This is a genomic window from Sphingomonas ginkgonis (assembly GCF_003970925.1).
Classification (GTDB): Bacteria; Pseudomonadota; Alphaproteobacteria; order Sphingomonadales; family Sphingomonadaceae; genus Sphingomicrobium; species Sphingomicrobium ginkgonis.
On record NZ_RWJF01000001.1, the window covers coordinates 1023971 to 1050605 of the forward strand.

Annotated in this window: 15 protein-coding genes and 1 tRNA gene; 6 read left to right on the plus strand and 10 right to left on the minus strand. The window is 67.0% G+C overall.

Features of this window, described 5'->3' with window-relative positions:
* Positions 1-13: 13 nt before the first annotated feature.
* The 6 genes from HMF7854_RS04965 to HMF7854_RS04990 form a co-directional block, all read right to left on the minus strand.
* On the minus strand, positions 14-688 hold the full coding sequence (locus HMF7854_RS04965; protein ID WP_126720073.1) for a peptidylprolyl isomerase: 675 nt from the start codon (positions 686-688) through the stop codon (positions 14-16).
* 21 nt (positions 689-709) lie between these two features.
* Positions 710-1213: a pantetheine-phosphate adenylyltransferase gene (gene coaD, locus HMF7854_RS04970; protein ID WP_126718083.1), complete on the minus strand. Its 504-nt coding sequence runs from the start codon at positions 1211-1213 to the stop codon at positions 710-712.
* Between the two features lie 3 nt (positions 1214-1216).
* Entirely contained in the window at positions 1217-2128 is a 912-nt protein-coding gene (locus tag HMF7854_RS04975) for a polyprenyl synthetase family protein (RefSeq protein ID WP_126718084.1), read from the minus strand.
* Complete coding sequence (locus tag HMF7854_RS04980) at positions 2118-2360, minus strand: exodeoxyribonuclease VII small subunit (protein ID WP_126718085.1); 243 nt, start codon at positions 2358-2360, stop codon at positions 2118-2120. The genes HMF7854_RS04975 and HMF7854_RS04980 overlap by 11 nt, the downstream gene beginning before the upstream one ends.
* A 40-nt stretch (positions 2361-2400) precedes the next feature.
* On the minus strand, positions 2401-3072 hold the full coding sequence (locus tag HMF7854_RS04985; protein ID WP_126720074.1) for a DUF1013 domain-containing protein: 672 nt from the start codon (positions 3070-3072) through the stop codon (positions 2401-2403).
* A 128-nt stretch (positions 3073-3200) separates the two neighbouring features.
* Entirely contained in the window at positions 3201-4043 is an 843-nt protein-coding gene (locus tag HMF7854_RS04990) for an N-formylglutamate amidohydrolase (protein WP_126718086.1), read from the minus strand.
* A 96-nt stretch (positions 4044-4139) separates the two neighbouring features.
* Between HMF7854_RS04990 and cpdR the strand changes: the two genes are divergently transcribed.
* From cpdR to HMF7854_RS05005, 3 genes are all read left to right on the plus strand, one after another.
* Positions 4140-4517: a cell cycle two-component system response regulator CpdR gene (gene cpdR, locus HMF7854_RS04995; RefSeq protein ID WP_126720075.1), complete on the plus strand. Its 378-nt coding sequence runs from the start codon at positions 4140-4142 to the stop codon at positions 4515-4517.
* 71 nt (positions 4518-4588) lie between these two features.
* The gene (locus tag HMF7854_RS05000) at positions 4589-4924 is read left to right on the plus strand and encodes a DMT family protein (protein ID WP_126718087.1); all 336 of its coding nucleotides are present in this window, start codon (positions 4589-4591) and stop codon (positions 4922-4924) included.
* A 61-nt stretch (positions 4925-4985) separates the two neighbouring features.
* A tRNA-Val gene (locus tag HMF7854_RS05005) sits at positions 4986-5060 on the plus strand.
* 309 nt (positions 5061-5369) lie between these two features.
* On the opposite strand, the gene HMF7854_RS05010 is transcribed toward HMF7854_RS05005, so the two are convergent.
* From HMF7854_RS05010 to HMF7854_RS05020, 3 genes are read right to left on the minus strand one after another with little or no spacing between them, the layout of a single operon-like run.
* Positions 5370-6242, minus strand: a complete 873-nt coding sequence (locus tag HMF7854_RS05010; protein ID WP_185829159.1) for an aldo/keto reductase — start codon at positions 6240-6242, stop codon at positions 5370-5372.
* The gene (locus HMF7854_RS05015) at positions 6235-7254 is read right to left on the minus strand and encodes an aldo/keto reductase (protein WP_126718088.1); all 1020 of its coding nucleotides are present in this window, start codon (positions 7252-7254) and stop codon (positions 6235-6237) included. The genes HMF7854_RS05010 and HMF7854_RS05015 overlap by 8 nt, the downstream gene beginning before the upstream one ends.
* Complete coding sequence (locus HMF7854_RS05020) at positions 7241-7603, minus strand: carboxymuconolactone decarboxylase family protein (protein ID WP_126718089.1); 363 nt, start codon at positions 7601-7603, stop codon at positions 7241-7243. The genes HMF7854_RS05015 and HMF7854_RS05020 overlap by 14 nt, the downstream gene beginning before the upstream one ends.
* A 94-nt stretch (positions 7604-7697) precedes the next feature.
* Between HMF7854_RS05020 and HMF7854_RS05025 the strand changes: the two genes are divergently transcribed.
* Complete coding sequence (locus HMF7854_RS05025; RefSeq protein WP_126718090.1) at positions 7698-8591, plus strand: LysR family transcriptional regulator; 894 nt, start codon at positions 7698-7700, stop codon at positions 8589-8591.
* Positions 8592-8664: 73 nt separating this feature from the next.
* On the opposite strand, the gene HMF7854_RS05030 is transcribed toward HMF7854_RS05025, so the two are convergent.
* Entirely contained in the window at positions 8665-9297 is a 633-nt protein-coding gene (locus HMF7854_RS05030; protein ID WP_126718091.1) for a tyrosine-type recombinase/integrase, read from the minus strand.
* Between the two features lie 626 nt (positions 9298-9923).
* Between HMF7854_RS05030 and HMF7854_RS15690 the strand changes: the two genes are divergently transcribed.
* Positions 9924-23837 carry an autotransporter outer membrane beta-barrel domain-containing protein gene (locus HMF7854_RS15690; protein ID WP_185829160.1) on the plus strand — a complete coding sequence of 4638 codons (13914 nt, stop codon included), beginning with the start codon at positions 9924-9926 and terminating at the stop codon, positions 23835-23837.
* Positions 23838-24363: 526 nt separating this feature from the next.
* A complete protein-coding gene (locus HMF7854_RS05040; RefSeq protein ID WP_126718092.1) occupies positions 24364-26616 on the plus strand; it encodes a TonB-dependent siderophore receptor in 2253 nt (750 codons plus the stop codon).
* Positions 26617-26635: the final 19 nt, after the last annotated feature.

The following is a 26635-nucleotide window of genomic DNA, read 5'->3' on the forward strand; positions in this document are numbered from 1 at the left end:
CAGCGATAGCCGCTTACCTTGGCGGCGCGGCCGGGGTCGGCGCCGGGGCGGGTGCCGGCGCAAGGGTCGGGGCCGGGGCCGGTGCCGGCGCAATGGCCGGAGCCGGAGCCGGAGCCGACGAGCCATCGGCAAGTCGCGCGGTGACGATCGTCGTCGGGTTCTCCGGCGGCTCGCCCGGCGCGATCTTGTCGACCGCGTCCATTCCCGACACTACCCGGCCGAACACCGTATATTTGTGGTCGAGCGACACGGTCGGCGAGAACATGATGTAGAACTGGCTGTTGGCGCTGTTCGGGTCGTTCGCCCGGGCCGCCGCGATCGACCCGCGCAGATGCGGCAGGTCGCTGAACTCGGCGGGCACGTCGGGCAGGGGCGAGCCACCGGTGCCGTCGCCCTTGGGATCGCCGCCCTGCGCCATGAAGCCCGGGATCACGCGATGGAAGCGAAGCCCGTCGTAGAAATGCTGGCGGGCCAGCATCTGCACCCGCTGCACCATGTGCGGGGCGACATCGGGCCGCAATTGGATGACGACCGTGCCGCCGGTCGAAAGCTGCAGGACCAGCTTGTTCGCAGGATCGGCCGCGACTGCGGCCGGCGCGTTGAACGGCACCGGCGGCGCCACCGGCGCGGGCTTGGCCGCGATCAGCGTCAGCGCGGCAAAAGGCATTGCGAACAAGGCTTTGGACATCATCATCTCCCCACCCGACCGCTAGGCCAAGGGCGTCTGCCCGGCAAGCTTGTCGGCTACCGCGGCCGCCACGGCCGACGGCACGAACTTGTCGATCGCACCGCCATAGCGCGCGATTTCCTTGACCAGACGTGAAGCGATCGGCTGGAGCGAGACGTCGGCCATCAGGAAGACCGTCTCGATCCGGTCGTTGAGCTGCTGGTTCATGCCCGCCATCTGATACTCATATTCGAAGTCGGCGACGGCGCGCAGCCCGCGCAGGATCATCGTCGCGCCTTCGCGCTCGGCGAAGTCCATCAGCAGCGAATCGAACTCGACCACGTCGATGCGGCCCCCGATCGCCGCGGTCTCGGACCTCACCAGCGCCATTCGCTCGGCGACGCTGAACATCGGCGATTTGGCCGGGTTCGTCGTCACCCCGATCACCAGCCGGTCGCACAGCCGGGCCCCGCGGCGGATGATGTCGAGGTGGCCGCGGGTGATCGGGTCGAAGGTCCCGGGATAGACGGCGACGCGCTCGGCCATGGCTCAGCGGTCCCGCTGGACGGCGAAGCGGGCGATGGCGCGGAGCAGATCCGCCTCCTCGCCATGGTGCTGGAGATGCTCGATCGCCTGGGCCACCAGCAGCTCCGCCTGGGCCCGCGCCCGCTCGGCACCGAGCAGCGAGACGAAGGTCGCCTTGCCCGCCGCCGCGTCCTTGCCGACCGCCTTGCCGGCGACCGCCTGGTCGCCCTCATGATCGATGAGATCGTCGGCGATCTGGAACGCCAACCCGACGTTGCGCGCATAGCCGCGCAGGCTGGTCCGCGCGTCGGCGGGCTGGCGACCCATGATCGCCCCCGCTTCCACCGCATATTCGATCAGCGCGCCGGTCTTGAGCTGCTGCAGCCGGGTGATGGCGGTGAGGTCGAGCTGCTGCTCCTCGGCCGCCAGATCCATCATCTGGCCGCCCGCCATGCCGTCCTGGCCCGAGGCGCGCGCCAGCTCGAGCACCAGCTCGGAGCGCACGAACGGGTCCTCGTGCGTGTCGGGGGAGGCGAGAATCTCGAAGGCGAGGGCGTGGAACGCGTCACCCGCCAGGACCGCGGTCGCCTCGTCGAATTGCTTGTGGACGGTTGCCTTGCCGCGGCGGAGATCGTCGTCGTCCATGCACGGCAGGTCGTCATGGATCAGCGAATAGACGTGAATGGCCTCGATCGCGGTGCCGGCGCGGATCGCCCGCTGCTCGTCGATCGCGAACAGGCGCGAGCTGGCCAGGGTCAGCAGCGGGCGGAGCCGCTTGCCGCCGCCGATCGCCGCGTGGCGCATCGCCTCGAACAGCCGCTGGCGGCCATCGTCCGGAGCGGCGAGCCACTGGTCGAACAGCGCGTCGACGCGATCGCGGACCTGCTGTCCCTCGCGCTCGAGCAGGTCGTCGGCCACCAGCGGCTCAGCGGCCATCGAACGGCGCCAGTCCCTTGGGCTGGCCGTCGGGCCCGAGCGCGATGGCGTCGATCCGCGCCTGCGCGGACTGGAGGCGCTGCTCGCACAGCCGCTTCAGCCGATCACCTTCCTGGTAGAGGTCGATGGACTGGTCGAGCGGCGCTTCGCCGCGTTCAAGAAGACGGACGATTTCCTCGAGGCGGGCGAGCGCCGCCTCGAAGCTCAGTTCCTGCTCGGTCTGGGTGGCCATGGATCAGTCTTGGCCGGAAACCGACAGGGCGGCAACCGTCTTAGCGGCGGAACGGATCGCGGATGCCGGGGACGATTTCGTCCGCGCCCAGCTCCTCGCCGCTGAGCGCCGCCTCGGCGTCGCGGGCATGCTGCTCGCGCTGCGCGCGCAGCTCGTTGATGAGGGCCTCGCGGTCGCCCTCGAGGCGAACGTCGGTCGGCGCCTCGGCCCCGGCCGCCTTGGCCGCCTTCGCCACCGCCGCATCCAGCTCGCGCTGGCTGGTCAGGCCGAGCGTCACCGGATCTTTAGGGGTGATATTGGCGATGTTCCAATGAGTACGATCACGGATAGCCGCAATCGTCGTCCTGGTCGTCCCGATCAGCTTGGAAATGGCGCCGTCGGACACGTCGGGGTGGTTGCGGATGATCCAGGCGATGCCGTCCGGCTTGTCCTGCCGCTTGCTGACCGGCGTGTAGCGCGGGCCCTTGGTGCGGGTCACCGCGTCGGGCGCCTTCTGCATCTTCAGCCGATAGTCGGGATCGGCCTGTCCTCGCTCGATCTCCTCATGGCTTAGCTCGCCGGAGCGAAGCGGGTCACGGCCGGTCAGCTTGGTCGCGGCGGTGTCGTCGGCGATCGCCTGCACCTCGAGAATGTGGAGGCCGCAGAAATCAGCGATCTGCTCGAACGTCAGCGAGCTGTTGTCGACCAGCCAGGCGGCGGTCGCATGAGGCATGAGCGGCGGGGTGGTCTGGGCCACGGGGCTTCTCCGAAGCATGTAGAAACAAATAGGGCCGCCCCTTCCCGGAGCGGCCGATCACCTTATCGCCTTAATCCGCGCTTCGCCCAAGGGCAAGGCTGCGCCTACTCCGCCGCCTGGGGGACCTGCTGGGCGAGAATGATCTCGCCGAGCTCCACCGTCAGCCGCTCGAGCAGCCTGGCGCAGCGATCGAAGCCGGGCCCCGGCCGCCGCAGCGTTCGATCGAGGTAGCAGCTGCGGTCGATCTCCACCTGCAGCGCGTGGATCCCGCTGGAGGGGTTGCCGTGCCGTTCGCTGATCCAGCCACCGGCATAGGGATCATTGAAGCCGACCGCGAAGCCGGCGCTCTCGGCGATCCGGCGGGCGGGATCGGTGACCCAGCGGTCCGCGGATCGACCGTAGCGGTCGCCGAACACGATCTGCGGCTTGCCCCGGCGCGGCGGCGGCATGGAGTGGAGGTCGAGCAGCAGCGCCGCGCCATAACGACTGCGCAGTCGCGCAAGCTCGGCGGCGAGGGCGGCATGGTAGGGCGCGTGGGCGTGGGCGACGCGACGCGCGAAATCATCGGCGTCGACCAGCCCGCGCCACAAGGGTCCGGCAAGGACGCTCCGGCCGGGAACCACGCCCAGTCCGTGGCGCGCGCGATGGCTCGGTTCGGGGCAGGGAAGGGCCACCACGCTGGTGTCGATGTCCGCCGCGTCGCGGTTGCAGTCGATCCCGGCGCGCCCGGCGTTGGCGATCACCGCGGCCGGTCCGGCCCCGAGCGCGCGCCAGGCGAGCCGGTCGACCAGCGGGTCCTCGAGGCTTTCCAGCGCGGCGCGCCCGCTGGCCGCCCGGCGCAGCAGCCAGTCGGGATATTCGCGTCCGCTGTGCGGAACCGACAGGAGGACAGGCAGCCCGCCGGACGCGGCTATAATGGTGGGAGAAGGGAGCGTATCGGCAGCCAAGAAGTTCTAGCTAGTCGTGCCACCTTGGGGCGGCAAGCGGTACGGCGCAGCGAGGCGCTGGAAAATCTTAAAGGTTGGGCGCATAGTCCCATGACGATGATCAAGATCCTGCTGGCCGAGGACGACACGTCCATGCGCGAGTATCTGCAGCGCGCCCTGCAGCGTGTCGGCTATGAAGTGCAGGCCGTCGGCTGCGGGACCGAGGCGATACCACTGCTCGAGACGGAGCATTTCGACCTCCTGCTGACCGACATCGTCATGCCCGAGATGGACGGGATCGAGCTGGCGCAGAAGGCGAGCGGGATCGACCCCGCGATCCGCGTGATGTTCATCACTGGTTTCGCCGCCGTGGCGCTGCAGAGTGGCCGCACCGCGCCGGAGGCCAAGCTCCTCTCGAAGCCGTTCCACCTCAAGGACCTGGTCGCCGAAGTCGACCGGCTGTTCCAGACCGAGGACCAGCACGGCCGGCTATAGGCCTGGGCGAGCGTCCAGTTGACCGGCAGTTCACTGGCGCGAGCAGCGCAGCAGCCTTAGACGTGCCGCGCATGCCGACCGTCCTCCTGCTGCTCGTCTCCAACCTGTTCATGACCACCGCCTGGTACTGGCATCTCAAGGGCGGGATGACCAAGCCGCTGGCGGTCGTCGTGCTGATCAGCTGGGGCTTGGCGTTCGTCGAATATTGCTTCGCCGTCCCCGCCAACCGGATCGGCTATGCGAGCGGCTGGAGCGCGGCCCAGCTCAAGATCGTGCAGGAGGTGATCGCCTTGCTGGTGTTCGCCGGCTTCATGGTGACGGTACTCGGCGAGCCGCTCCACTGGCGCCACCTGGGCGCCTTCCTGTGCCTCGTCGGAGCGCTGCTGTTTCTCTTCGCCGGCAAATAGCGAAGAGGGTTGCGCGGTCCGTCGAGCCCGACTAGAGGGCTGGTCCGGCCACGGCCTCGGTGGGCGTGTAGCTCAGTGGTAGAGCACTGTGTTGACATCGCAGGGGTCGCAAGTTCAATCCTTGCCACGCCCACCATACTTCTCAATCGTTTAGCACTAGACCGCGTGCTTGGAACACAGGGATAGGCTGGTTCAAGTGCACCAGCGTTCCTCTTTTTGAGCCCATGGTCATCTGCGACGATGATTGGAACGCCTGTCTTGCGCCCAGCACGGCCATTCCGCCGGCGGCCAAGGGCAACCGTAAGCATACGTTCGTTCAGCATCGCCTCGCGTCTGCTTCTGGTGGGTAGCGGACGGTCCGCTACCCTCACCAAGTCGGCGAAGGCGGCCGTTCATTCAGGACGACAAGGTTTCAGCCCCGATCCTTTCTCTACAGTAACGTCGACTAACCTCCGAGCTTTCGTGTCCCCAGCCACTTCACCATTGCGGGATCGCGATGGTCGAAGAAGCTGCTGGTCTTCTGATCGAGCTTGGTGATGGCGGCGAGAACGTCTGTGCCCAGCTCAAAGTCGAACACGTCAAAATTCTCGGCCATACGCTCCTTGCGGACCGACTTCGGAATGGCGACGATTTCACGCTGGATCAGCCACCGCAGCACCACTTGTGCGATGCTCTTCCCGTACTTCTTGCCGACGGACGCGAGGACGCCGTTCTGGAACAGCCCGTTCTTGCCTTCAGCGAACGGTCCCCACGCCTCCGGTTGGATGTTGTATTCCTTCAGGACCGCCTGAGCATCCGCTTGCTGGTGGAAGGGATGGATCTCGATCTGATTGACCGCGGGCGTGATCTCATTGTGGAGGACAAAGTCCACGACCCTGTCGGGGTAGAAGTTGCTGATGCCGATGGCGCGGACTTTCCCGGCTCGGTGCAGCTCCTCCATCGCGCGCCAGGCGCCATAGACGTCGCCGTACGGCTGGTGGATGAGCCAGAGGTCGAGGTAATCGAGCTGGAGCTTGTTGAGAGAGCGCTCCAACGCCGCTTTCGCGCCATCATAGCTTGCGTCCTCGATCCACAGCTTTGTGGTGACGAATAGATCCCGCCGATCGACACCGCTGCTCCGGATGCCGGCGCCGACCGCCGCCTCGTTGCCGTAAGAGGTAGCCGTATCGAGCAGACGATAGCCCACCTCGATCGCGTCGCGGACGCTGCGTTCGCACTCGGCTGGGTCTGCAACCTGGAACACTCCGAAACCTAGGATCGGCATTTCGACGCCGTTGTTCAGCGTCACGGTTGGCGTCTTGGTGATTGTATTAAGCATCTGCCTTCTCCGGCGCCTCGCGGCCAACCATGGCCATTTGCGCGGGCGCATAGCGGTCGCCTTCCGGCTGGGTGTGCGACGCACCTTCATTGGTTTCCCGAAGGTCAGCCGCCGTTAGCTCGATGTTCGCGGCGCCAATATTCTCCTCCAAACGGTGGAGCTTGGTCGTCCCAGGGATCGGCACAACATAGGGTCGCTGGGCTAGGAGCCACGCCAACGCTATCTGCGCCGGGGTCGCGCCCTTCTCAGCCGCGAAGCGTTTCAAGAGGTCGACGAAGGCCTGGTTCTTGTCCATCGCTTCGGGCTGGAAGCGCGGAATGCTGGCGCGGAAGTCGCCTGCCGGAACCTCCTTGCTCATCGTCCCGGTCAGGAAACCCTTGCCGAGCGGGCTATATGGCACGAAGCCGATACCAAGCTCGTCGCACGCTTCGAGTATCCCGTTGGTTTCCACCGCGCGCCACCACAGTGAATATTCGTTCTGGATCGCCGCTACCGGTTGCACCGCATGCGCCCGGCGAAGCGTCTGTACGCCCGGCTCGGAGAGCCCAAAATGCTTGACCTTGCCTTCGCCGATCAGGTCGCGAACCGTCCCTGCGACATCCTCGATCGGAACATTGGGATCGACGCGGTGCTGGTAGAGCAAGTCGATGGTATCGACGCGGAGGCGTTTCAGTGAGCCTTCGACGGCCGCGCGGATATGCTCGGGCCGGCTATTCAACGCGCCGCCACGGTTTTCTCGCGTTTGAACGTTGATGTCGAACCCGAACTTGGTCGCAATCACGACGCTGTCGCGGATGGGCTGGAGAGCCTCGCCAACGACTTCCTCATTCTCGAACGGGCCATAGACTTCGGCCGTGTCGAAGAAGGTGACGCCGCGCTCGAAGGCGCCGCGGACCAGCCGGACTCCCTCGTCCTTCGACAGCTTGTCGGCGTAGCCGAAGCTGATCCCCATGCAGCCAAGCCCGATGGCTGAAACCTCGGGGCCGTTGCGGCCAAGCTTACGCGTCTGCATCGTCTGCCTCCTCGGATTTGGGTTGGGCGCCGGCGGCGTCGGCAAACACCTGACGCGCGATGCCCAGCGCGGTGCTGGCCGTCGGCCAACCGGAATAGAAGGCGAGGTGAGTGATCGCCTCAATGATCTCCTCGCGCGTCACGCCATTCTCAAGCGCCTTCCTGAGGTGAAACGGCATCTCATTCTGTCGGTAGAGCGCGATCAGCGCCGAAATTGTGACGAGGCTTCGGTCGCGCGGGCTGAGCTGGGGCCGCTGCCAGACGTCGTCGAAGAGCACCTTGTCTGTGATGTCGGTAAGATCGGGCGCGATATCTCGCCAGGGTGCGCGCATTGGACTTTCGGATGCCATTGCCTGGTTCTCCTTGCTGGTTCTCCATGTAGTGAGGCAGAGCAATGCCGATTAGGCTAATTAATCCGAATGACACTGTGAGCTGGATTCACTAATGCCGCGACATACGATCGATGACCTGTTGACCTTTCGCGCCGTCGCTCGCGAGCGGAGCTTCACGCGTGCGGCCGCGCAGATGGGCCTTTCCCCATCGGCGATCAGCCATGCCATCCGAGGCCTCGAGGAACGTCTGGGCATCAGGCTTTTGACCAGGACAACGCGCAGCGTCGCACCCACCGAAGTGGGGGAGCGACTACTGGGCGCAATCGGTCCGCGCTTCGACGAAATTGAAGCGGAGATTTCCGCTCTGAGCGAGCTTCGCGACAAGCCGGCCGGCACCATCCGCATTACGACCGGCATGGATGCCGCCAGATCGATCCTCTGGCCCGCCGCCGTGCACATTTTGCGCGATTACCCCGACATAAAGCTTGAAATCAGCGTCAATCCCGGATTCGTCGACATCGTCGCCGAACGCTTCGATGCCGGCATCCGGCTCGGCGAGACGATTGCGCACGATATGGTCGCGGTGCGTATCGGGCCCGACCTGAGCATGGCCGCCGTCGCTTCGCCGGCTTACTTCGCAAGCCACAAGCCACCTCGCACTCCGCACGATCTCAGCAACCACAATTGCATCAATCTACGTTTCCCGACGCTGGGCGGGCTCTACGCGTGGGAGTTCGAAAAACGCGGGCGGCCGCTTATCGTCAGAGTCGATGGTCAGCTGATCGTCAACGAAACCTCGATTGCCCGGCAGGCAGCGATGGATGGAAACGGGATCGCCTTTCTTCCTGACAACGCAGTGGCAGCCGAATTGGAGAGTGGGCGACTGGTGAAGGTGCTCAAGGATTGGACACCGCCCTTTCCCGGATATCACTTGTATTATCCCAGCAGACGCCAGCAGACCCCCGCGTTCGCGCTGCTTGTGGAGGCGTTGCGGCACCGAGGATAACAGCAGATTTCACAGATTGATGCCGCTCAAACCCAAGTTCGTGGTGGGCCAGCGGACCAGCCCACCTTTTGAATTACAACTCCGTGGCCTCGGCCAACGCCAATGCGTCTTCAACCTCGATCCCTAGGTAACGGACTGTTGTCTCGATCTTGGTATGGCCGAGCAGGATTTGAACGGCGCGCAGATTGCCAGTCTGCTTATAGATCAAGGCTGCCTTGGTGCGTCGGAGAGAGTGGGTACCATATTCGTCCGGGCGCAACCCGATCGCAGTCACCGAGTCGTCGACTAGGCGGGCGTATTGTCGAGTACTTAGGTGCGCGAGCCTGTCCGTTCGGCTGGGGAAAACATACTCCTCAAGGGAGCCTCCGCGCCTCTCAAGCCACTGAAGCAAGCTGGTGCGGGCTGGCTCCAGAAGCTCGAACTGTACCGGCCGGCCGGTCTTCTGCTGAATGACGATTGCCCGTTGACGAATGCGCGCTCCGCTGACGAGCTCTTCGATCTTGATCTTCACAAGATCGCAACCGCGCAGCTTGCTGTCGATCGCGAGGTCAAAGAGCGCTCGGTCACGGAGGCGATGCTCCTGCTCCAGAAAGAAGCGCACGGCCCAAACCTGCTTGGGTAGGAGCGGCCGCTTGGCGCCGAGCTTCCGGCCAACATTCCACGCAGGACGGTCTTCCCAACCGGGATCGTAGATTGCATGTCCCATGCTTCATCTCCTCAGGCCAACAGCGGCCGAAAAGGAAACGCGTCCAGGGGCTAGGCTTGGTGGATAGCGGACCGGCTGCTTTCGGGTGCGCATTCCCTTGTACCCGCCGTTAGTTCATCTGCCGGGGGTCAGCTTAAACACCTTTCTCGGACATAGCCGAACGGCCATTTTCCTTCAGCGGCCAACTGTATTCGCGCTCTGCACAAGGCAGTGCTCGCACGCTTGCCCACCCGTCAGCGTTCACGGTTGGGGTCGAATCATTATTGCGGCGTGCTACTTGGAAGTGGGGCTGTCTTTAGAGGCCAACTACCAAATCTAGCATTGGCGGCAAACACCTGAAGGTAAGTTGCGACCATTGCTCGAAATTCATTTTGAAACTGTTGCGGTAAATAAAAGCTAAATATAACGTTGGCTTACGACTGGACCAATGTCGAGTCGCGGGGCGGGGGCCCTAGTATTGTGCGTTCTTGTAAAGCTTTCCCAAGCTTGCACCCTGCTGCACCGGCGTTCGTCGGGCCGACGGCAATCGCGGTCGCTGATGCTGCTCCCACCATTGTCACCCCTGTCGGCGTAGTATCGACCAGCGGCGATCTGCGCCGGCGGTCCAGCGACGGAAAGAAGCCAGCATGAGCGTTCATCACACTCTCGAGGTGGTCCTCGATCGCTTTTGCTCGCACGTTGATCTCAGCGCCATTTCATCTCGCCAGAAGGCGGAGGCGCTTCGCGAGATAGCCGACCTCCGTCCGCTGCTAAGCGCCCGGTATCCCGCCCTCGCCTCGCCGCTCGCACGTCTTGAGGCGGAACTGCGCCGGGCCTCGACCTCGCCGACCGGCAACCGTCGTGCGGTGCGGAAACTGAGGCGTATCCTCCGCCTGCTCGTTCCTCTGTCGCTCGGCGCGGCGTCGGCCGGACTGATCGGCGCAGTTCCGGCATTTGCCAACTACACCCCCATCCCGGTGGGTGGGACCGTGTTCAACCCGGTAACCCGGGCCGACGAGAAAGTCGTTGAGATCATCGGGGCCGGCTATGCGGTTCGGACCGACCAGGATCACATCATCTTCCTCGCGACGGCGGTCGGCGATACCTATTCGGTGACCAGCAGCACCGGCGTGACCACCAGCTACAAGGTCACTGCGGTCAGCAAGACGACCTATGGCACCGGTCAGTCGGCCGTAACCTATGTGACGGGCGTCACCGTCGAGGACAGCAGCAAGACATCGTCGACGATCCCCGTCGTTTCGAGCATCTCCTACACCGTCCCGGCGGTCGGTGGCGCAGACGGGACCGGAGTCGTTTTCCCGGCCTTCCCGGTTCCGGCCGGCAACGAGCAGTTTTCCGACGTCCGCGCTGGGGCCAATGGTAGCAAGGGCAGCGACGGCGGCGGCATTCGGGTCTGCGTTCCTCTGACCGACATCTGCGGAATCATCGGCTACGGTGGGAGCGCCGGAGGCAATGGGGCAACTGGGCCGACCTTCACCAGCACTGTTCCCGCAACCTATTCGGGCGGTCTGATCAGCAGCACGGCGGACAATCTGCCGGGCATCCAGATCGCCAGCATCGGCGGCACTGGCGGACAGGGCGGGGCGGCCTACGGCAATTTCGACGCCCAGCCCGGCGGCGCGGCCGGCAACGGCGGCAACGTCACCGGCATCAACTATGTCGACGTTTCGACCTCCGGCAAGAACAGCTACGGCATGTGGGTCTTCTCGCAGGCCGGTGCCGGCGGTGCGGGCGGCGGCGCCTTCATCCTGGGCAGTGGCGGCGGTGGCGGCGGGGCGGCGTCCGGCGGATCGGCGACCGGTCAGAACTACGGCTCGCTGACCACCCAAGGCGTGAATGCAACCGGTCTTCTGGTGCAGAGCCTTGGCGGCGCGGGCGGGTCCGGCGGCTCCAGCTACGGGATTGTCGGCTCAGCGGGGTCCGGCAGCGTCGGCGGCAATGGGGGCAATGTCACCGCCTATAACGCCGGGACGATCCTGACCCGCGGCACCTTTGCGAACGGAGTCGAGGCCCAGTCGATCGGGGGAAATGGCGGCAGCAGCGGAGATGCCGGCGGCATCGTCGCGTTCGGTGCGACCGCCGGCGGCGCCGGGACGGGCGGCAACGCGACCATCACGCTCGACTCGACCAGCGACGTCACCACCGCGGGCAATTACGCTCACGGCGCGTTTGCGCAGAGCGTCGGCGGCGGCGGCGGATCGACCGGCTTTATCGGCGGCGCGGTCAGCTTCGGCGGCTCGGCGGGCATCGGCGGCACGGGCGGTCAGGTCAACGTCAACACCATTGCCGGTTCTTCGATCACCACCTTCGGCATCGGATCCTACGGCATCTTCGCGGAGTCCGTCGGCGGAAATGGGGGCACGGCGGCCGGCACGGGCGGCGTCTTCACCATGGGCGGGAGTGGCGGCTCCGGGAATACAGGTGGCAATGTCACTGTCGCCAGCAATGGCGCGATCACGACCTACGGCACCGATTCCCGGGGCATCTTCGTGCAGTCGGTTGGCGGTGGTGGCGGCAACGCCAACACCTCCGGCGGCGTCGTGTCGCTGGGAGGCACCGGTGGCAGCGGTGCGAACGGCGGCACCGTCAAGGTAACGCTCGGAAGCAGCAGCGATGTTTCCACCGCAACCAAGGGGAGCGACGGCGTGTTCGCGCAGTCGGTCGGCGGCGGCGGCGGCGCGGGTGGGACCTCCGGTGGCCTTGTGGCGCTCGGCGGCAGCGGCTCGGTTGGCGGCCAGGGAGGGCAGGTCAGTGTCAGCAATGCGGGTGTGATCACGACCGGCGGCGCCTATTCGCGCGGCATTTTTGCCGAGTCGGTTGGCGGTGGCGGCGGCAGCGGCGGTGACGGCTATGGCCTCGCGGCAATCGGCGGCAGCGGCAGCGCGGCCGGAGCCGGCGGCAACGTCAGCGTCGACAACAGCGGCTCGATCGCCACGCAGAAGAACATGTCGGCCGCGATGCAGGCGCAATCGGTCGGCGGCGGCGGCGGCGACGGCGGGACGACCGGCGGCGTGCTGCTGACGATCGGCGGCTCGGGTGCGGGGGGCGGTGTCGGTGGCACGGTGATCTCGAACATGTCGGGCACGCTCGAGACCCATGGCAACGACTCCATGGGTCTGTTCGCGCAGTCGGTTGGCGGCGGCGGCGGCAATGGCGGTTCGTCGACTTCGGTCAGCCTGTTCGCCGGCCTCGCGCTCGGTGGCAGTGGCGCGGGCGGCGGCGCGGGTGGCGTGGTCACCGCCAACTTCTTCGAGCGGTCGCTACTCGTAAACGGAAGTCCGCAGCTCGTGCTGCCCTCGATCGTCACCTCGGGCGACCGCTCGGGCGGCGTCCTTCTGCAGTCCATCGGCGGCGGCGGCGGGAACGGCGGCATGGCCGTCCAGGTCTCTGCCGGTCTGTTCGGCGCGGCGAGTTTCGCGCTCGGCGGAAGCGGGGGTGCTGGCGGTACCGGCGGGGTAGTCACCGCAAACGGCAAGGTCGCCATCAGCACGGCGGGCGACAATTCGTCCGGCTTCTTCGCGCAATCGGTCGGCGGCGGCGGCGGCAGCGGCGGCGCGTCGGTTGCGGTGGCGGCGTCCGTTGGAGTGGGCGCAAGCGCGTCCCTGGCGGTGTCGCTCGGCGGAAGTGGCGGGAGCGGCGGTGCTGGCGGCACGGTCAATGTGAACAGCGGCGGTTCGATCCTGACCACCGGCGCCTATTCGACCGGCTTCGTGGCCCAGTCGGTCGGCGGCGGCGGTGGCAAGGGCGGTTTCTCCGTCAGCGTCGCGGGGGCGGGAAGCAGTTCCATCGCCATTGCGGGCGGTCTGGGAATTGGCGGCAGCGGCGGCAAGGGCGGCGTGGGCGGCAACGTCACCGCGTCCTTCGACGGCGATATCGACACGGGCGGCATGGACGGCCAAGGTCATGATTCCGGCGGCGCGCTGATCCAGTCGGTCGGCGGCGGCGGCGGCGGCGGCGGGTTCAACGTGACGGCGGCGGTCTCGCTTTCCGGCGCGGCGGCGGGTGCCGCCGCGGTCGGTCTCGGTGGCACTGGCGGCGATGGCGGCGTCGGCGGGACCGTGATCGGCAGCGTTGGCGGGAACGTCGTTACGCACGGCGTCAAGTCGACCGGTGTCCTCATCCAGTCGGCCGGCGGTGGCGGCGGCAGTGGCGGCTTCAACGTCAGCGGCACGGTCAGCTTGGGTGGAGCGGTCAGCGGCGGGATTCAGGTTGGGCTTGGCGGCGCGGGCGGCGGCGGCGGCAATGGCGGGACCGTGACCGGTTCGGCGCTCGGAACGGTTCAGACCTTCCAGGCGCAGTCCGACGGCGTGGTGATCCAGTCGGTCGGTGGCGGCGGCGGCAGCGGCGGATTCAACGTCAGTGGTGGGATCGCCCTTGGCGGCACCGGAGCGCTGGCGATCGGCGTTGGCCTTGGTGGCAACGGCGGCGGAGCCGGCAGCGGCGGGATCGTCACCGGTACTGTGGACGACGTGGTGACGACGAGTGACGACCAGTCGCGCGGAATCGTCATCCAGTCGGTCGGTGGCGGCGGCGGTGCCGGTGCCTTCAACGTCACTGGCGGCCTCGCCGTTGGCGGAACCGCGGGCGGCGCCATCGGAGTCGGGTTGGGGGGCAACGCCGGCGGCGGCGGAAGTGCGGATATCGTCACTGCGACGGTTCGATCCGTGCACACCATGGGTGACGACTCCACCGCCTTCGTCGCGCAGTCGGTCGGCGGCGGCGGCGGCATTGGCGGGTTTAACGTAACCGGCACGCTCGGCATCGGCGGCACGGGCGGCGGGACCGCGTCCATCGGCCTTGGTGGCAGCGGCGGCAGCGGTGGCTCGGCCAAGAAGGTCACCGCCAGCCTGACCGGCGTGGCATCGAGCGGGGGCGATCGCTCGGGGGCCATCCTCGCCCAGTCGATCGGTGGCGGCGGCGGCGCCGGAAGCTTCAACATCAGCGCTGGGATCGCGGCCGGGGGAACGGGCGCGGGAACGCTCAACATCGGTCTTGGCGGCTCCGGCGGAACCGCGGGAGTTGGCGGCGATATCGATCTGACCGTCGCGGGCTACGCGATCACGGACGGCATGGAGTCGGACGGCATTGTCGCGCAGTCGGTCGGCGGTGGCGGCGGCAACGGCGGATTCACCATTTCCGGCGGGATCGCGGCGGCCGGTACTGGTGCCGGTCAGGTCGGCTTCGGGCTTGGTGGTCGCGGCGGTGGCGGTGGCCATTCGGGCGACGTCAGCCTGACCCTCAACGGAGGGGCGACCACGAACGATCTCGATCGTGCCGCGGCGATCACGACCCACGCCTTCAGCAACGGCATTATCGTCCAGTCGCTCGGCGGGGGCGGCGGCAACGGCGGCTTCAACGTCACCGGCGGAGCGAGCTTCGCGGGCACGGGCGCCGGCGGGGTCAATATCGGGATCGGCGGCTCCGGCGGGGCCGGTGGCTACGCGATGGCTGCCAAGGCCGACATCAGCGGCTACACGCGGACGAGTGGTGACGAGAGCGTCGCCATCCTCACCCAGTCAATCGGCGGGGGCGGTGGCAATGGCGGCTTCTCGGTGACCGGCGGGCTGACGGTCGCGGGGACCGGCTCGGGCACGCTCAACATCGGGATCGGCGGAGCCGGCGGAACCGGCGGCAAGGCCGGCGACGCGACCCTCAAGGTCAATGCCGGCATCGTGGATCCGGCGCAGCAGCTCATCGCGGCGGTCACGGGCGGTGATCACTCCGACGCGGTGGTGGTGCAGTCGCTCGGCGGCGGCGGCGGCAACGGCGGGTTCAACGTCACCGGCGGGATCAACATCGCCGGAAGCGGTTCCGGCGGCGGCAACATCGGCATCGGCGGCATGGGCGGCGACGGCGGCATGGCTGGAAACGCCACCGCCGATATCACCGGCGGCATCGCCACGAGCGGGTTCGATTCCGACGGCGTGATTGTCCAGTCGATCGGCGGTGGTGGCGGCAACGGCGGCTTCGACGTCAGCGGCACGCTCTCGGTCGCGCGCAACAGCGGAGCGCTGAGCGTCGGTGTCGGCGGGTTCGGCGGCAATGGCGGTCAGGCGGGCGATGCTCGCCTCGATTTGAACCAGCGCACCAGCGACCCGCTCAACACGCTTGCCGCGGTGTCGACCGTTGAGGCGGAGGCCTCCGGTATCATCGTCCAGTCGCTCGGCGGCGGCGGCGGCAACGGCGGCTTTAACGTGACCGGCAGCATGAGCTTCGCTCAGGGCGGCGCCGGTAACCTCGGGATCGGTGTCGGCGGCTTCGGCGGAGACGGTGGCTTGGCCGGACAGGCAACCGCGAACGTGCGCGGTGACCTCGTCACTATCGGCGCCAGTTCAGGCGCCCTGCTTGTCCAGTCGATTGGCGGTGGTGGCGGCAATGGCGGCTTCAATGTCACTGCTGGCCTCACCGGATCGAAGGGCGCCAACGGAAACATCGGGATCGGCGTCGGCGGTTTCGGCGGCACCGGTGGCGACGGCCAGGCCGTTCACGCCAAGGTCGAAAGCGATATTCAGACCTCTGGCGCGGAGAGCTTCGGCGCGACGATGCAGTCGCTCGGCGGCGGCGGCGGCAACGGCGGGTTCAACGTCACCGGCGGGGTGGCGCTGACCATCGGCCAGGGAGCCAACGGCAACTTCGGCTTCGGGATCGGCGGCTTCGGCGGCGATGGCGGCGACGGCGGGACCGTCACTATCGACCTGACCGGCAACATCCAGACCGTCGGCAAGAAGAGCTACGGCATCCTCGTCCAGTCGCAGGGCGGCGGCGGCGGCGGCGGCGGGTTCAACGTCACCGGTAGCCTGTCTGCGAGCAAGGGCTCAAACGGCTCGATGGGCGTCGGTATCGGCGGCTTTGGCGGGCTTGGCGGCGACGGCAAGCTGGTCACCGCGTCGATGACCGGAAACATCCTGACCCAGGGTAACGAAGCATACGGCGCCACCTTCCAGTCGCTCGGCGGCGGCGGCGGCGACGGGGCGTTCAACGTCACCGCGGGCATCAGCCTTGCCCTCGGCTCTGGCACGGCCGGCAACCTCAACATCGGCATCGGCGGCTTCGGCGGCGGCGGCGGCACGGCCGGCGACGTGATCGGCAGCCTCTTCGGCAACGTCCAGACGCACGGCGCCGACGCCCACGGCATCCTCATTCAATCGCTCGGCGGCGGCGGCGGCAACGGAGGCTTCAACGTCAGCGGCGGAATCGCGCTGGCGAAGGGGACGACGGGTTCGGTCGGCTTCGGTCTCGGCGGTTTCGGCGGCGACGGCGGTGACGGGGGGATCGTTACCGGAACGCTCGCCGGCAACGTCAACACCAGCGGCCCGGGAAGCTACGGCGCGATGATCGAGAGCGTCGGCGGTGCCGGCGGCAATGGCGCGCTGAACGTCACCGGCGGGCTGACCATCTCGAAAGGCGACTCTACGTCCGGCGCGGTGTCGATCGGCATCGGCGGATTCGGCGGTGGCGGCGGAAATGCGAAGGCGGTGACGGCGGACGTTCGCGGGACGTATGTGGCCGAGGGTCCGCTGTCGCCGGGTGTCGTCGCGCTCAGCCTCGGCGGCGGCGGCGGTGCCGGCGGGCTCAACGTCTCGGGCTCGATTGCGGTATCGACTGCCGGGACCGGCGCCGGAGTTGCGCTCGGGCTTGGCGGTTTCGGCGGCGACGGCGGAAATGCCGGCGATGTCACGCTCGTCCGCGTCGGCGAGACCGTCACCCGGCAGAGCAATTCCGATGGTGTCGTCGCTGCGTCGATCGGCGGCGGCGGTGGGCGCGGCGGGCTCAACGTGTCGGGCGGAATCGCCGCGACCAACACCGGCAACGCGGGAACGGTCACGATCGGGATCGGTGGCTTTGGCGGCGGCGGCGGAGACTCCGGGATCGTCAACGCGACGATCGTCGACAGCGTACGGGCATTGGGCAGCGACGGCCCGACCAGCTTCTTGCCGGAAAACAGCATCATTGCCGGTAACGACATTACGTTCGGTGCGAAGACCCATCTTCTCAACGGGTCGAACGGGATCGTGGTCGAATCGCTTGGCGGCGGTGGCGGCTCGGGCGGCATGAACATCAGCGGCGGCATTTCGCTCGCCAAGTCGGACGACCAGTCGACCGGAAGCGCGCTCGTCCTCGGGATGGGCGGATTCGGCGGTGGCGGCGGCGACGCCGAGATGGTCAACGCGACGGTTGGCCAGCCCTCGGGCGAGCGCATCCGGGTCCAAGGTACCGGCGACACCAAGTCGGCCGTGCTCGTCGCCTCGGTTGGCGGGGGCGGCGGCGACGGCGCGATGAACATCTCCGGCGGGATCACCACCGACGGGTCGGTCGTCGCCGGCTTCGGCGGTGCTGGCGGCGGCGGCGGCCTCGGCCGCGCGGTGACGGCCAGCGTCAACGCCGATTTGTTTGCGAGCGGCTACAAGTCGAGCGGCCTGACCGTGCAGTCGGTCGGCGGCGGCGGCGGCACCGGCGGGATCAATATCTCGGGCGGCCTCAAGCCGCTCGCCCGGAGCGAGCCGGTCATCACCTTCGGCATGGGCGGTGACGGCGGCACCGGCAATTCGTCGGGCGACGTCACCGTCCAGCAGGATGGCGAGGTGCTGGTCGATGGCTTCAACTCGCACGGCGTGCTGGTCCAGTCGGTAGCCGGCGGCGGCGGCAGCGGCGGGATGGACATCGTTGCCGACGTCAACCGCTCCGAGGGCGACTCCAAGATCGACGGCTTCGCGGCCGGGATCGGCATCGGCGGGACCGGTGGCAGCGGCGGGTCCGCGGGCAATGTCAGCCTCCGCAGCACCGGCAACGTGCTCGTCAACACGATCGTCGGCGTGGCGGCCGACGGCTCGGCGACCCTCAGCGCGAGCAACGAAGCGGGCATCTCGACCGGCGTCGCCGCTCAGTCGATCGGCGGCGGGGGCGGCTCGGGCGGCTTCAACATTGTCGGCATCTTCGCCCCCAAGGGTAATCCGGTCAGCTTCTCGATGGGCGGCAGCGGCGGCGTCGGCGGCGACGCGGGAACCGTCACGGTCCGTCGTGGCTATGCCGAGACCGGCGCAATCGATGCGTCGCTGATCAACACCTTCGGACCCGGTTCGGTCGGGTTGCTCGCCCAATCGATAGGCGGCGGCGGCGGCAATGCCGGGACCAACTTCTCCTTTGCCAAGGGCAGCACGAAGGCCGACCAGACCGGCTTCGGCGGGCAGATCGTCATCGGCGGCGATGGAGCGACCTCGGGCGACGGCAAGGCCGTCGGGGTCGATCATGTTGGGTCGATCCAGACCAACGGGATTGGCAGCAGCGGGCTGGTCGCCCAGTCGATCGGCAAGGGCGGCGGTAACGCGGCGCTCAACGTCGGCGTGATGCTGCTCGGCGAGGATACCAAGTTCCGGGGGGACTCGACCAAGACCTCGACCGTCAACGGTTTCTCGATGGCGATTGGCGGCGCGGCAGGCGACGCGGGCTCGGCAGGCGACGTGACCGTCAACCACAACGGCACGATCGTCACCCAGGTCGCGCTCTCCAACGGGCTGGTGGCGCAGTCGCTCGCAGGCGGCGGCGGCAATGTCGCGTTCAACGCCGGCGCCTTGCTTGGCGCGGACAACAACCTCAAGATCTCGATCGGCCGCGAAGGCGGCAAGGGCGGCACCGCCGGGAAGGTCATCGTCAACGCGAGCGGCCAGATTCTCGTCTCCGGGGACAAGAGCAATGGAATCGTGGCGCAATCCGTCGGCGGCGCCGGCGGGATGAGCGGCAGCATCTCGGTCAGCGGTCAGTTCCGCGACGGCTCCGGAACGTCCTCGACGAACAATGGCGCAGCGGTTTCGATCGGCCTTGATGGCGCGGCGGGCGGTCACAGCTCCACCGTGACCGTTACAAATGCGGCGCTCATCACCACCAATGGCGAGAGCGCCCGCGGGATCGTCGCCCAGTCGATCGGCGGGGACGGCGGAATCGCGGGATCCGCGCGCACGACTACCACCGACCAGACCGACAGCGTGGCCGTCGTGGTCGGCGGCGGCGGTGGCGCCGGCGCCCAGTCGGAAAAGGTGACCGTCTCGAACAACGGGACCATCATCACCAAGGGCGTGACGAGCGACGGTATCCTGGCGCAATCTGTCGGCGGGAGCGGCGGTGTCGGTGGTTCGGCGTCGACCATCAAGCCCTACACCAAAGGCCTTAGCGACAAGTCGGCAACGACCATTGCCGTGACCGTTGGCGGGAGCGGCGGCGACGGCTCGGTGGCCGGCGATGTCGAGGTTCGCAACGACGGGATCATCTCGACCGAAGCCGATATTTCGTTCGGCATCCGCGCCCAGTCCATCGGCGGCGGCGGCGGGGTCGGAGGCGCGACCTACAACATCGAGACCCAGCTCGCGCGGGACATTAACACGATGAACCTGTTGATTGGCGGGGGCGGCGGCAACGGCCAGCTCGCCGGCCGGGTCGACGTGTTCAACCATGGCCTGATCCAGACCACCGGTGCCGGCTCGATCGGGATCAGTGCCACGTCGGTTGGCGGCGGCGGTGGCGACGCGGGTTCGGTCTCAAACTCGTCGACCTTGATCAACAGGAACGGCGGGCAGACCAACGCGCTTCAGATCCTGATCGGCGCTGGTGGCGGCTCGGGCGGGAAAAGCGGCATCGTCAATGTCGTCAATTCACCGACCGGCGGGATAGACTCGGGAACCATCATCACCACCGGGAAGGCGGCGCATGGCATCTTTGCGCAGAGCCTCGGCGGCGGCGGCGGTAATGGGTCGTCAATCCTCGATGCCACCATCAGCAATGGCGCGAAGGGTAGCATTTCGGTCGGGGTAAGCCTCGGCGGGGGCGGCGGCGACGGCAACCCCGGCGGCGATGTCACCGTTGCGAACAGCGGGCTGATCCACACCAGTGGCGAAGGGAGCTTCGGCATTCTCGCGCAGTCGATCGGCGGCGGCGGCGGCAACGGGGGACTGACGCTGTCCGCCAACCTCCTGCTCAGGTCGAGGGACAAGTCTCCGCTTATTTCGCTCGGCGGGATCGGCGGCAATGGCAATGATGGCGGGCATGTCACCGTTTCCAACAGCGGCGAGATCATTACCAAGGGCAAGAACGCCGATGGCATTGTCGCCCAGTCGATCGGCGGTGGCGGCGGAAGTGCCGGCTTCGCGGTCGCGCTGACGGGCGAGCTGAAGACCCTCGTCGCGTCAAACCTGCTCGGCATTCTGGTCGGGTCCGAAGGCGGCGGAAGCTCGGGGCTTGGCGGACAGGTGGACGTTGTTCACAGCGGCGATATCACTGTGCTCGGCGAAGGCTCGCAGGCGATCGTCGCCGAAAGCATCAACGGCGGCGGCGGCCATGTCAGCTTCGAGATCACCGGAATCGCGGTGCCCTCGCTGTCTGGCGCGCTCCCGTCCGGGCTCGTGCTCCCCGACCTCTATTCGCTGAATGGCCTCCCCAACCTAGTCGCGGGCGAGCCGGTCAACAAGCCGGTCGACCCGGTCATCGTCGCCGCGCGCGTCGGCGCATCGGATGCGAGCAAGCTCAACGGCGGCAATGTCAACATCACCGTCACCGGCACCTTGGGCGCGGCCGGTGACTTCGCCAAGGGTACGACCATCCGCTCGGTAGGCGGCGGCGGCGGCGCGCTGACGATCAGTGGATCGGTGGTCGATGCCGATGCGACGATCGCCGGTGATGTCAGCGCTCAGGCGATCTATGCGGTCGGCCTCGGCGCCAAGGACAGCAACGACAGCTCCGGCGCAGCGCTGGTCAGCAATCATAGCGGCGAGATCGTCACCACCGGCAAGGCTGCCGACGGCGTCCTCCTCCAGTCGATCGGCGGCGGTGGCGGAAGCGCTTTGGTCAATCTCACCACCGAGGACCCGGCGCTCATCGACAGCGTCCGGCTCGGCCTGGGCGCGGTCAACACTTCGGACTCGTCGGGCGGCGCGGTCACGCGGACCCAGACCGGCGCCGTGGTGACCACCAACGATCTTGCGCACGGCGCCGTGATCCAGTCGATCGGCGGGGGCGGCGGTGAGGCGATCGCGAGCGTGCGGCGCGCCGACCAGGCGTCCCCACCGGTCGACGCCTCGGCGGTCGCCACCGGCCAGCATGTGCAGGGCTGGAAGCAGACCCTGGCGGTCGACAACGGCGCTGGTACAGCCGGGATCGTCTCGCTCGGCGCCACCGGCGGCAGCGGCAATGACGGGGCTGCGGTAACCCTCTCCTTCACGGGCGGGTTCGCGACGCTAGGCGACCATGCGAACGGCCTTGTCGTCCAGTCGATCGGCGCGGGCGGCGGTGCCGTCACGCTCGACGGGATGGGGGCAAGTTCGATCCTGCTCGGCGGGCAGGCGAACGCAGCGGGCTCCGCGGGCGCGGTGACCGTCGTCAACAACGGGACGGTGATGACTGCCGGGCAGGGTGCCAACGGCATCCTCCTCCAGTCGATCGGCGGCGGCGGCGGCGCGGTGTTCAACCCCGGCGCGGGTTCGACCGTCACCCTATCGGCTTCGAACAGCGGCGATGGCGGCACGATCACCCTCAACCAGACGGGCGACTTGCTGGTCACGGGCGCGAACGCCACCGGAATCCTAGCGCAGAGCCTTGGCGGCGGCGGCGGCTATGTCGAAGGCCTGTTCGCGGGCACGGCCGGCGGCTCCGGGCGAGCCAACGCGACCTCCCTCGGCGTGAATGGCGCGGTGCTGGCCACCGGCCTGAACTCGACCGCCATCGTGGCGCAGAGCGTCGGCAGCCTTGGTGGCGGCGACATCACTGTCTCGGCGGCGGGCGCGATCCGCGGCGGCAGCGGGACGGGAGCAGGCATCGCCCTCGCCGGGGGCGCGAACAATGTCGTCACCATTCAGAACAGCCTTTCCTCAGTGTCTGGCCTGGCCCTGACGGGAACGTTCGGCAACGATCGGCTCGAGAACAACGGCCTGACCGTCGGGAACATCGATCTCGGCTCCGGCAACAACCTCGTGCACAACGCCGCCGGCGCGACCTTCCTGACCATCGATACGCTCAACCTGCGGAGCGGGGCGGGCAGCACCGGCGCCTTCCAGAACGACGGTAACCTGCTGCTCGGGTTGGGCGCCAGCCGCTACCCGCTGGACCTGCTGCATGGCGCCACCTTCGCGCCTCCGACGATCACGGATCCGCGCAACGACCTGCTTAATGGTACGTCGGTGATCAGCACCGTCGCGCTGAACGGCGACTTCCGTCAGTCGGCGACTGGGGTCATGAACTACGACGTGGCTTTCGGGCCCTATGCCAGCGACCGGATCAACGCGACCGGCACAGCGGTCGTCAATGGCACGGCGAACATCACGCTCACCTGGCTGGAGAACAACAATCCGTTGACGCTGATCGCAGCGGCGGGCGGCGGCACCGACCTCGGCCTGAAGCCGGTGGACACGCTGGCAATCGATTACGGGATCCTCGCCAACTCGACCGGTATCCAGCTGACCCTCACGCCGAACTTCGGTCTGCCTTGGCTGTCGGCCAACCAGCGGCAGATCGGGCACAATCTCGACTCCTCGGTCGAGGTCGGCGGCGCAGCGCAGATCGGGCGGCTGCTGACACTGCTCGGCAACCTCACCGCCGGGCAGGAGCAGGTTTACGCCGACATCTTCCGCGAACTGGGTCCCGAGGCCTTGCTGACGCCCGTGATCGAGCAGCTGGATGCCGCGCGTGACTTCAGCTCCAACGTCCTGGACTGCGATACTCGGCCCACTCGCGCGGGCCTGTGCCTGTTCGGACAGGTGGAGACGCATCGCCTGAGCCGTTCGCGTGGGTCGATGGACGTGGCCGTGGATATGCCGGCGCGCCTGCGCTTCGGCGGGGCGGCGGCGATCGGTGGCGGCTGGCAGATCGGCGCCGCGGTCGGGGTTGCCCGTGAGGGCGAGCTTCACGCCGACGGGGGACGGTTCGTCGGCAAGGACGGGCGCAACTTCAACGCCGGTATCGGGGTGGAGAAGCATTTCGCGGGAGATGATGGCGTGTTCGGGCTGGCGCTGGCCGCCGGTAGCCAGCGCTTCCCGACGACCCGCTACCAAGACATCTTCGCGCCTGGCTTTGGCGATGCGACGATCCGAACCGAATACCGCGGCGCGGATGCGAAGCTCGGCTACCGCTTCTCGGCGGGGACCTTCTTTGCCCGGCCCGAGCTCGAGCTCCAGGGTATCCGCATGTCCTTCAAGAGCTTCTCGGAAGAGGGGCTCCAAGGCACCGGTGCGCGCAGCGTCGGGTCGAGCCGCTGGTATCTTTCGGCAACCCCGAAGGTCAGCGCCGGCCTGGACACTGGCCCGCTTAAGCTGTTCGGAACGGTTGGCTACCAGTTCGCTAACAAGGGCCAGATCGTCGCTCCGCTGCGGCTGGTCGGCGCGCCCGACGCGTCGGACCCGGCCCGCATCGCCACCGCGATCGACAAGCAGACGATGCTGCTTGGCCTGACCGCCGAGGCGAAGGCGGGCGACCGTGCGACGCTGCAGTTCGGCTTCACCGGGCTCTACGGCGACCATGTCACGAGCAAGAGCGCGAACATGAAGCTGATCTTCCGCTTCTAACGGCAAGCATCAGCTAGCCACGAAGAGACGAGCAGAGGCGGAGGAGCGGCTGAAATCCCTCCTCCTCACCTCGATGCGGGCCCTCTGCTCCTGGCAGACAGCCGGCGCTCGACTTGACGTCTTCGAACGACTGCTTGAGGGTTTTCACGATGTCACCGTGAACGTTGGCACGGGGTCTCTCCTACCTCAGCCAGCCTCGATGAACGATCGTCCGTTTACGGGCGACAGGAAGCCGAGCCTCAGCGTCCAAGAATGGGTCTTTTCAGACGCCAGAACTTGCAAACCAAGCGTCTTCTTCATGGCTTCAGTCACCCCGAGAAAGCTGAGCCATTTGCCGCTAGGATCGTACAACGTGCGGCGAGCGGAGCGAAGGCTGATCCTAAAATCATCATTATGCTTTCAGCTGGCCAAGCGGCCCGTTTGCGATAAATTTAAATCCGTCTCCGTGCCTTCGCGTGACCGCTTAGCCATAGACGTAAGCAGGAGTATCAAAGCCGGGCGAGCCGGCGAAACAGGGGCGACGAGCATGGAATCGATGAGCCTTCGCCGGTCGGATCTGCGCTGGAGCTTACTAGCGGGGGTGGCGCTGCTGATCCCTGCGGTAGCATCGGCACAATCAACTCCGTCAATTCGAGAGCAACCCACCACGACAACCGACGCCGACCAAGATACGGCAGGCACAATCAAGACTGCCCGTACCGCTGACGGCGCGATTATTGTTACCGCCCGCAACTATGTTCCGCAGGGCGCGCAAGCGGCAAACAAGACCAACATCCCGCTAATCGAGACGCCGCAGTCGGTGTCGGTCGTCACCCGTGACCAGATCGATCTCCTGAACTTCACCGATGCGCAGCAGGCCGTCCGCTATACTGCGGGCGTGTTCGGAGAGAATTATGGGCCGGACCTGCGGTTCGACTTCTTCACCGTCCGCGGCTTCACGCCCAAGCAGTATATCGACGGGTTGGCGGCGCCCATCTCCACGACGATCTACTCGGTCGGGCTCGACCTCTACGCTTTCCAGAGCCTCGAGCTGCTTAAGGGACCGGCTTCCGTCCTCTACGGCAATGCGCCCCCAGGCGGCATCTACAACGAGACCAGCCGCCGCGCCGCCGATGAGCTGGGCGGCGAGCTGAACCTGAAATATGGCAGCTACGGTTACAAGCAGGTCTCAGGCACGATCACTGGCCCGCTTGCGCACGGGTTCGACGCGCGGCTGACCGGCCTCTATCTCGACCGGCACGCCGAGGTGGAGCATGTCCGCGACCGCCGAGCGCTGATCGCGCCCACCGCGACCTGGACGATCGGCAGCAACACCAAGCTGACCGGGCTGGCCTATTATCAGAACGATCACATCCGCGGTGGAGGGCCCGGCTTTCTCCCGGTGCAGGGCACGCTGCTGCCCAACCCCAACGGCAAATTGTCGCACCGCACCAACCTCGAAAGCCCGGACTATCTCTACCGGCGCAACCAGTGGGGGGTCGGCTACGACTTCTTGCACCGGTTCGGGGCCGCAACCTTCCGGTCGAACGCCAAGTGGAGCCGCTACAAGGAAGCGACGCCGTACGGCGCCTACGACAGCGGCGGGTTCGTCAACACGACTAACCCCGCGCTGCCGAACTATTTCCGCGACGTGACGATCTCCAACTTCACCTATCGCGAGCGGGTCAACAGCTTCGCGATCGACAACCGCGTGGAAGGAACGTTCGACACCGGCGCGATCCGCAACAAGTTCCTGGTCGGCGTCGATTACCGGAACGTTCGGAACGCGGCGGACTTCGGGTTCGATTTCGGGATCGCGACGGTCAACGCCTACGACCCGGTCTGGCCGGCGCGCGCGGCCTCGGACTTCGGCTACCCGACCCGCTACAATCACCAGCGGCTGAAGCAGACCGGAACTTACGCCCAAGATCAGCTGAAGATCGGCAACTTCTATCTCCTCGCCGGGGCGCGCTACGATTGGGTGCGCAGCCGCTACCTCGACCCGTTCACTGCCGTGACTGCACCAGCGGGAACGAACCGCACCAGGGCAGAGAAGTTCACCTACCGCGTCGGCGGCAGCTATGTGACCCGCAGCGGGCTGGCGCCCTACATCAGCTACTCCACCTCGTTCGAGCCGCAGATCGGCGTCGACGGGACGACGAGCAAGGCCTTCAAGCCATCGACCGGCAAGCAGGTCGAGGGTGGGGTCAAGTATGACGGGCGCGCACTGTCGCCAAACGTACGGGTCTTCGCGACCGCGGCCCTGTTCGACATCAAGCAGACCAACGTCGTCAGCACGACCCCGTCGGTCTCCCCGGTGTTCGGCACGCAGAGCGGCAAGGTCGAAGTCTATGGCGGCGAGCTGGAGTTCGTGGCTCGCATCCGCAACCAGCTCTCGTTCAATGGCAGCTACAGCTACAATCACAGCAGGGTTCTCGAAAGCAACACGGCGGCGGAGATCGGCCAGCCGCTGCCGACCACGCCCAAGCACAAGGCTTCGCTGTTCGGCGACTATTCCTTTCAGAACGGCGCGCTTGCTGGCTTCGGTCTCGGTGGCGGAGTCCGCTACACCAGCAAGAGCGCGGGCAGCCTGCCCGGGCCCTTCAATCCCGTCGTTTATTACGGCCAGGCGGCAACCCTGTTCGACGCGATCCTCCACTACGATGCGCCGCATTACCGGGTGTCGCTGAACGGCTCGAACATCTTCGACAAGCGCTACGTGGCGCGCTGCTCTGGCCCGGCGGGTTGCGTCTACGGGTCCGGTCGCCAGATCCTGCTGACGCTGACCGGGCGGTTCTGATCCGGGTCGGCATCGGCGG

What these genes read in the sequence shown, in the direction of transcription:
- HMF7854_RS04965 (WP_126720073.1), bottom strand. Translation starts at nt 688, where the DNA reads ATGTCCAAAGCCTTGTTCGCAATGCCTTTTGCCGCGCTGACGCTGATC.
- coaD (WP_126718083.1), bottom strand. Translation starts at nt 1,213, where the DNA reads ATGGCCGAGCGCGTCGCCGTCTATCCCGGGACCTTCGACCCGATCACC.
- HMF7854_RS04975 (WP_126718084.1), bottom strand. Translation starts at nt 2,128, where the DNA reads ATGGCCGCTGAGCCGCTGGTGGCCGACGACCTGCTCGAGCGCGAGGGA.
- HMF7854_RS04980 (WP_126718085.1), bottom strand. Translation starts at nt 2,360, where the DNA reads ATGGCCACCCAGACCGAGCAGGAACTGAGCTTCGAGGCGGCGCTCGCC.
- HMF7854_RS04985 (WP_126720074.1), bottom strand. Translation starts at nt 3,072, where the DNA reads ATGCCTCATGCGACCGCCGCCTGGCTGGTCGACAACAGCTCGCTGACG.
- cpdR (WP_126720075.1), top strand. Translation starts at nt 4,140, where the DNA reads ATGATCAAGATCCTGCTGGCCGAGGACGACACGTCCATGCGCGAGTAT.
- HMF7854_RS05000 (WP_126718087.1), top strand. Translation starts at nt 4,589, where the DNA reads ATGCCGACCGTCCTCCTGCTGCTCGTCTCCAACCTGTTCATGACCACC.
- HMF7854_RS05010 (WP_185829159.1), bottom strand. Translation starts at nt 6,242, where the DNA reads ATGCTTAATACAATCACCAAGACGCCAACCGTGACGCTGAACAACGGC.
- HMF7854_RS05015 (WP_126718088.1), bottom strand. Translation starts at nt 7,254, where the DNA reads ATGCAGACGCGTAAGCTTGGCCGCAACGGCCCCGAGGTTTCAGCCATC.
- HMF7854_RS05020 (WP_126718089.1), bottom strand. Translation starts at nt 7,603, where the DNA reads ATGGCATCCGAAAGTCCAATGCGCGCACCCTGGCGAGATATCGCGCCC.
- HMF7854_RS05025 (WP_126718090.1), top strand. Translation starts at nt 7,698, where the DNA reads ATGCCGCGACATACGATCGATGACCTGTTGACCTTTCGCGCCGTCGCT.
- HMF7854_RS05030 (WP_126718091.1), bottom strand. Translation starts at nt 9,297, where the DNA reads ATGGGACATGCAATCTACGATCCCGGTTGGGAAGACCGTCCTGCGTGG.
- HMF7854_RS15690 (WP_185829160.1), top strand. Translation starts at nt 9,924, where the DNA reads ATGAGCGTTCATCACACTCTCGAGGTGGTCCTCGATCGCTTTTGCTCG.
- HMF7854_RS05040 (WP_126718092.1), top strand. Translation starts at nt 24,364, where the DNA reads ATGGAATCGATGAGCCTTCGCCGGTCGGATCTGCGCTGGAGCTTACTA.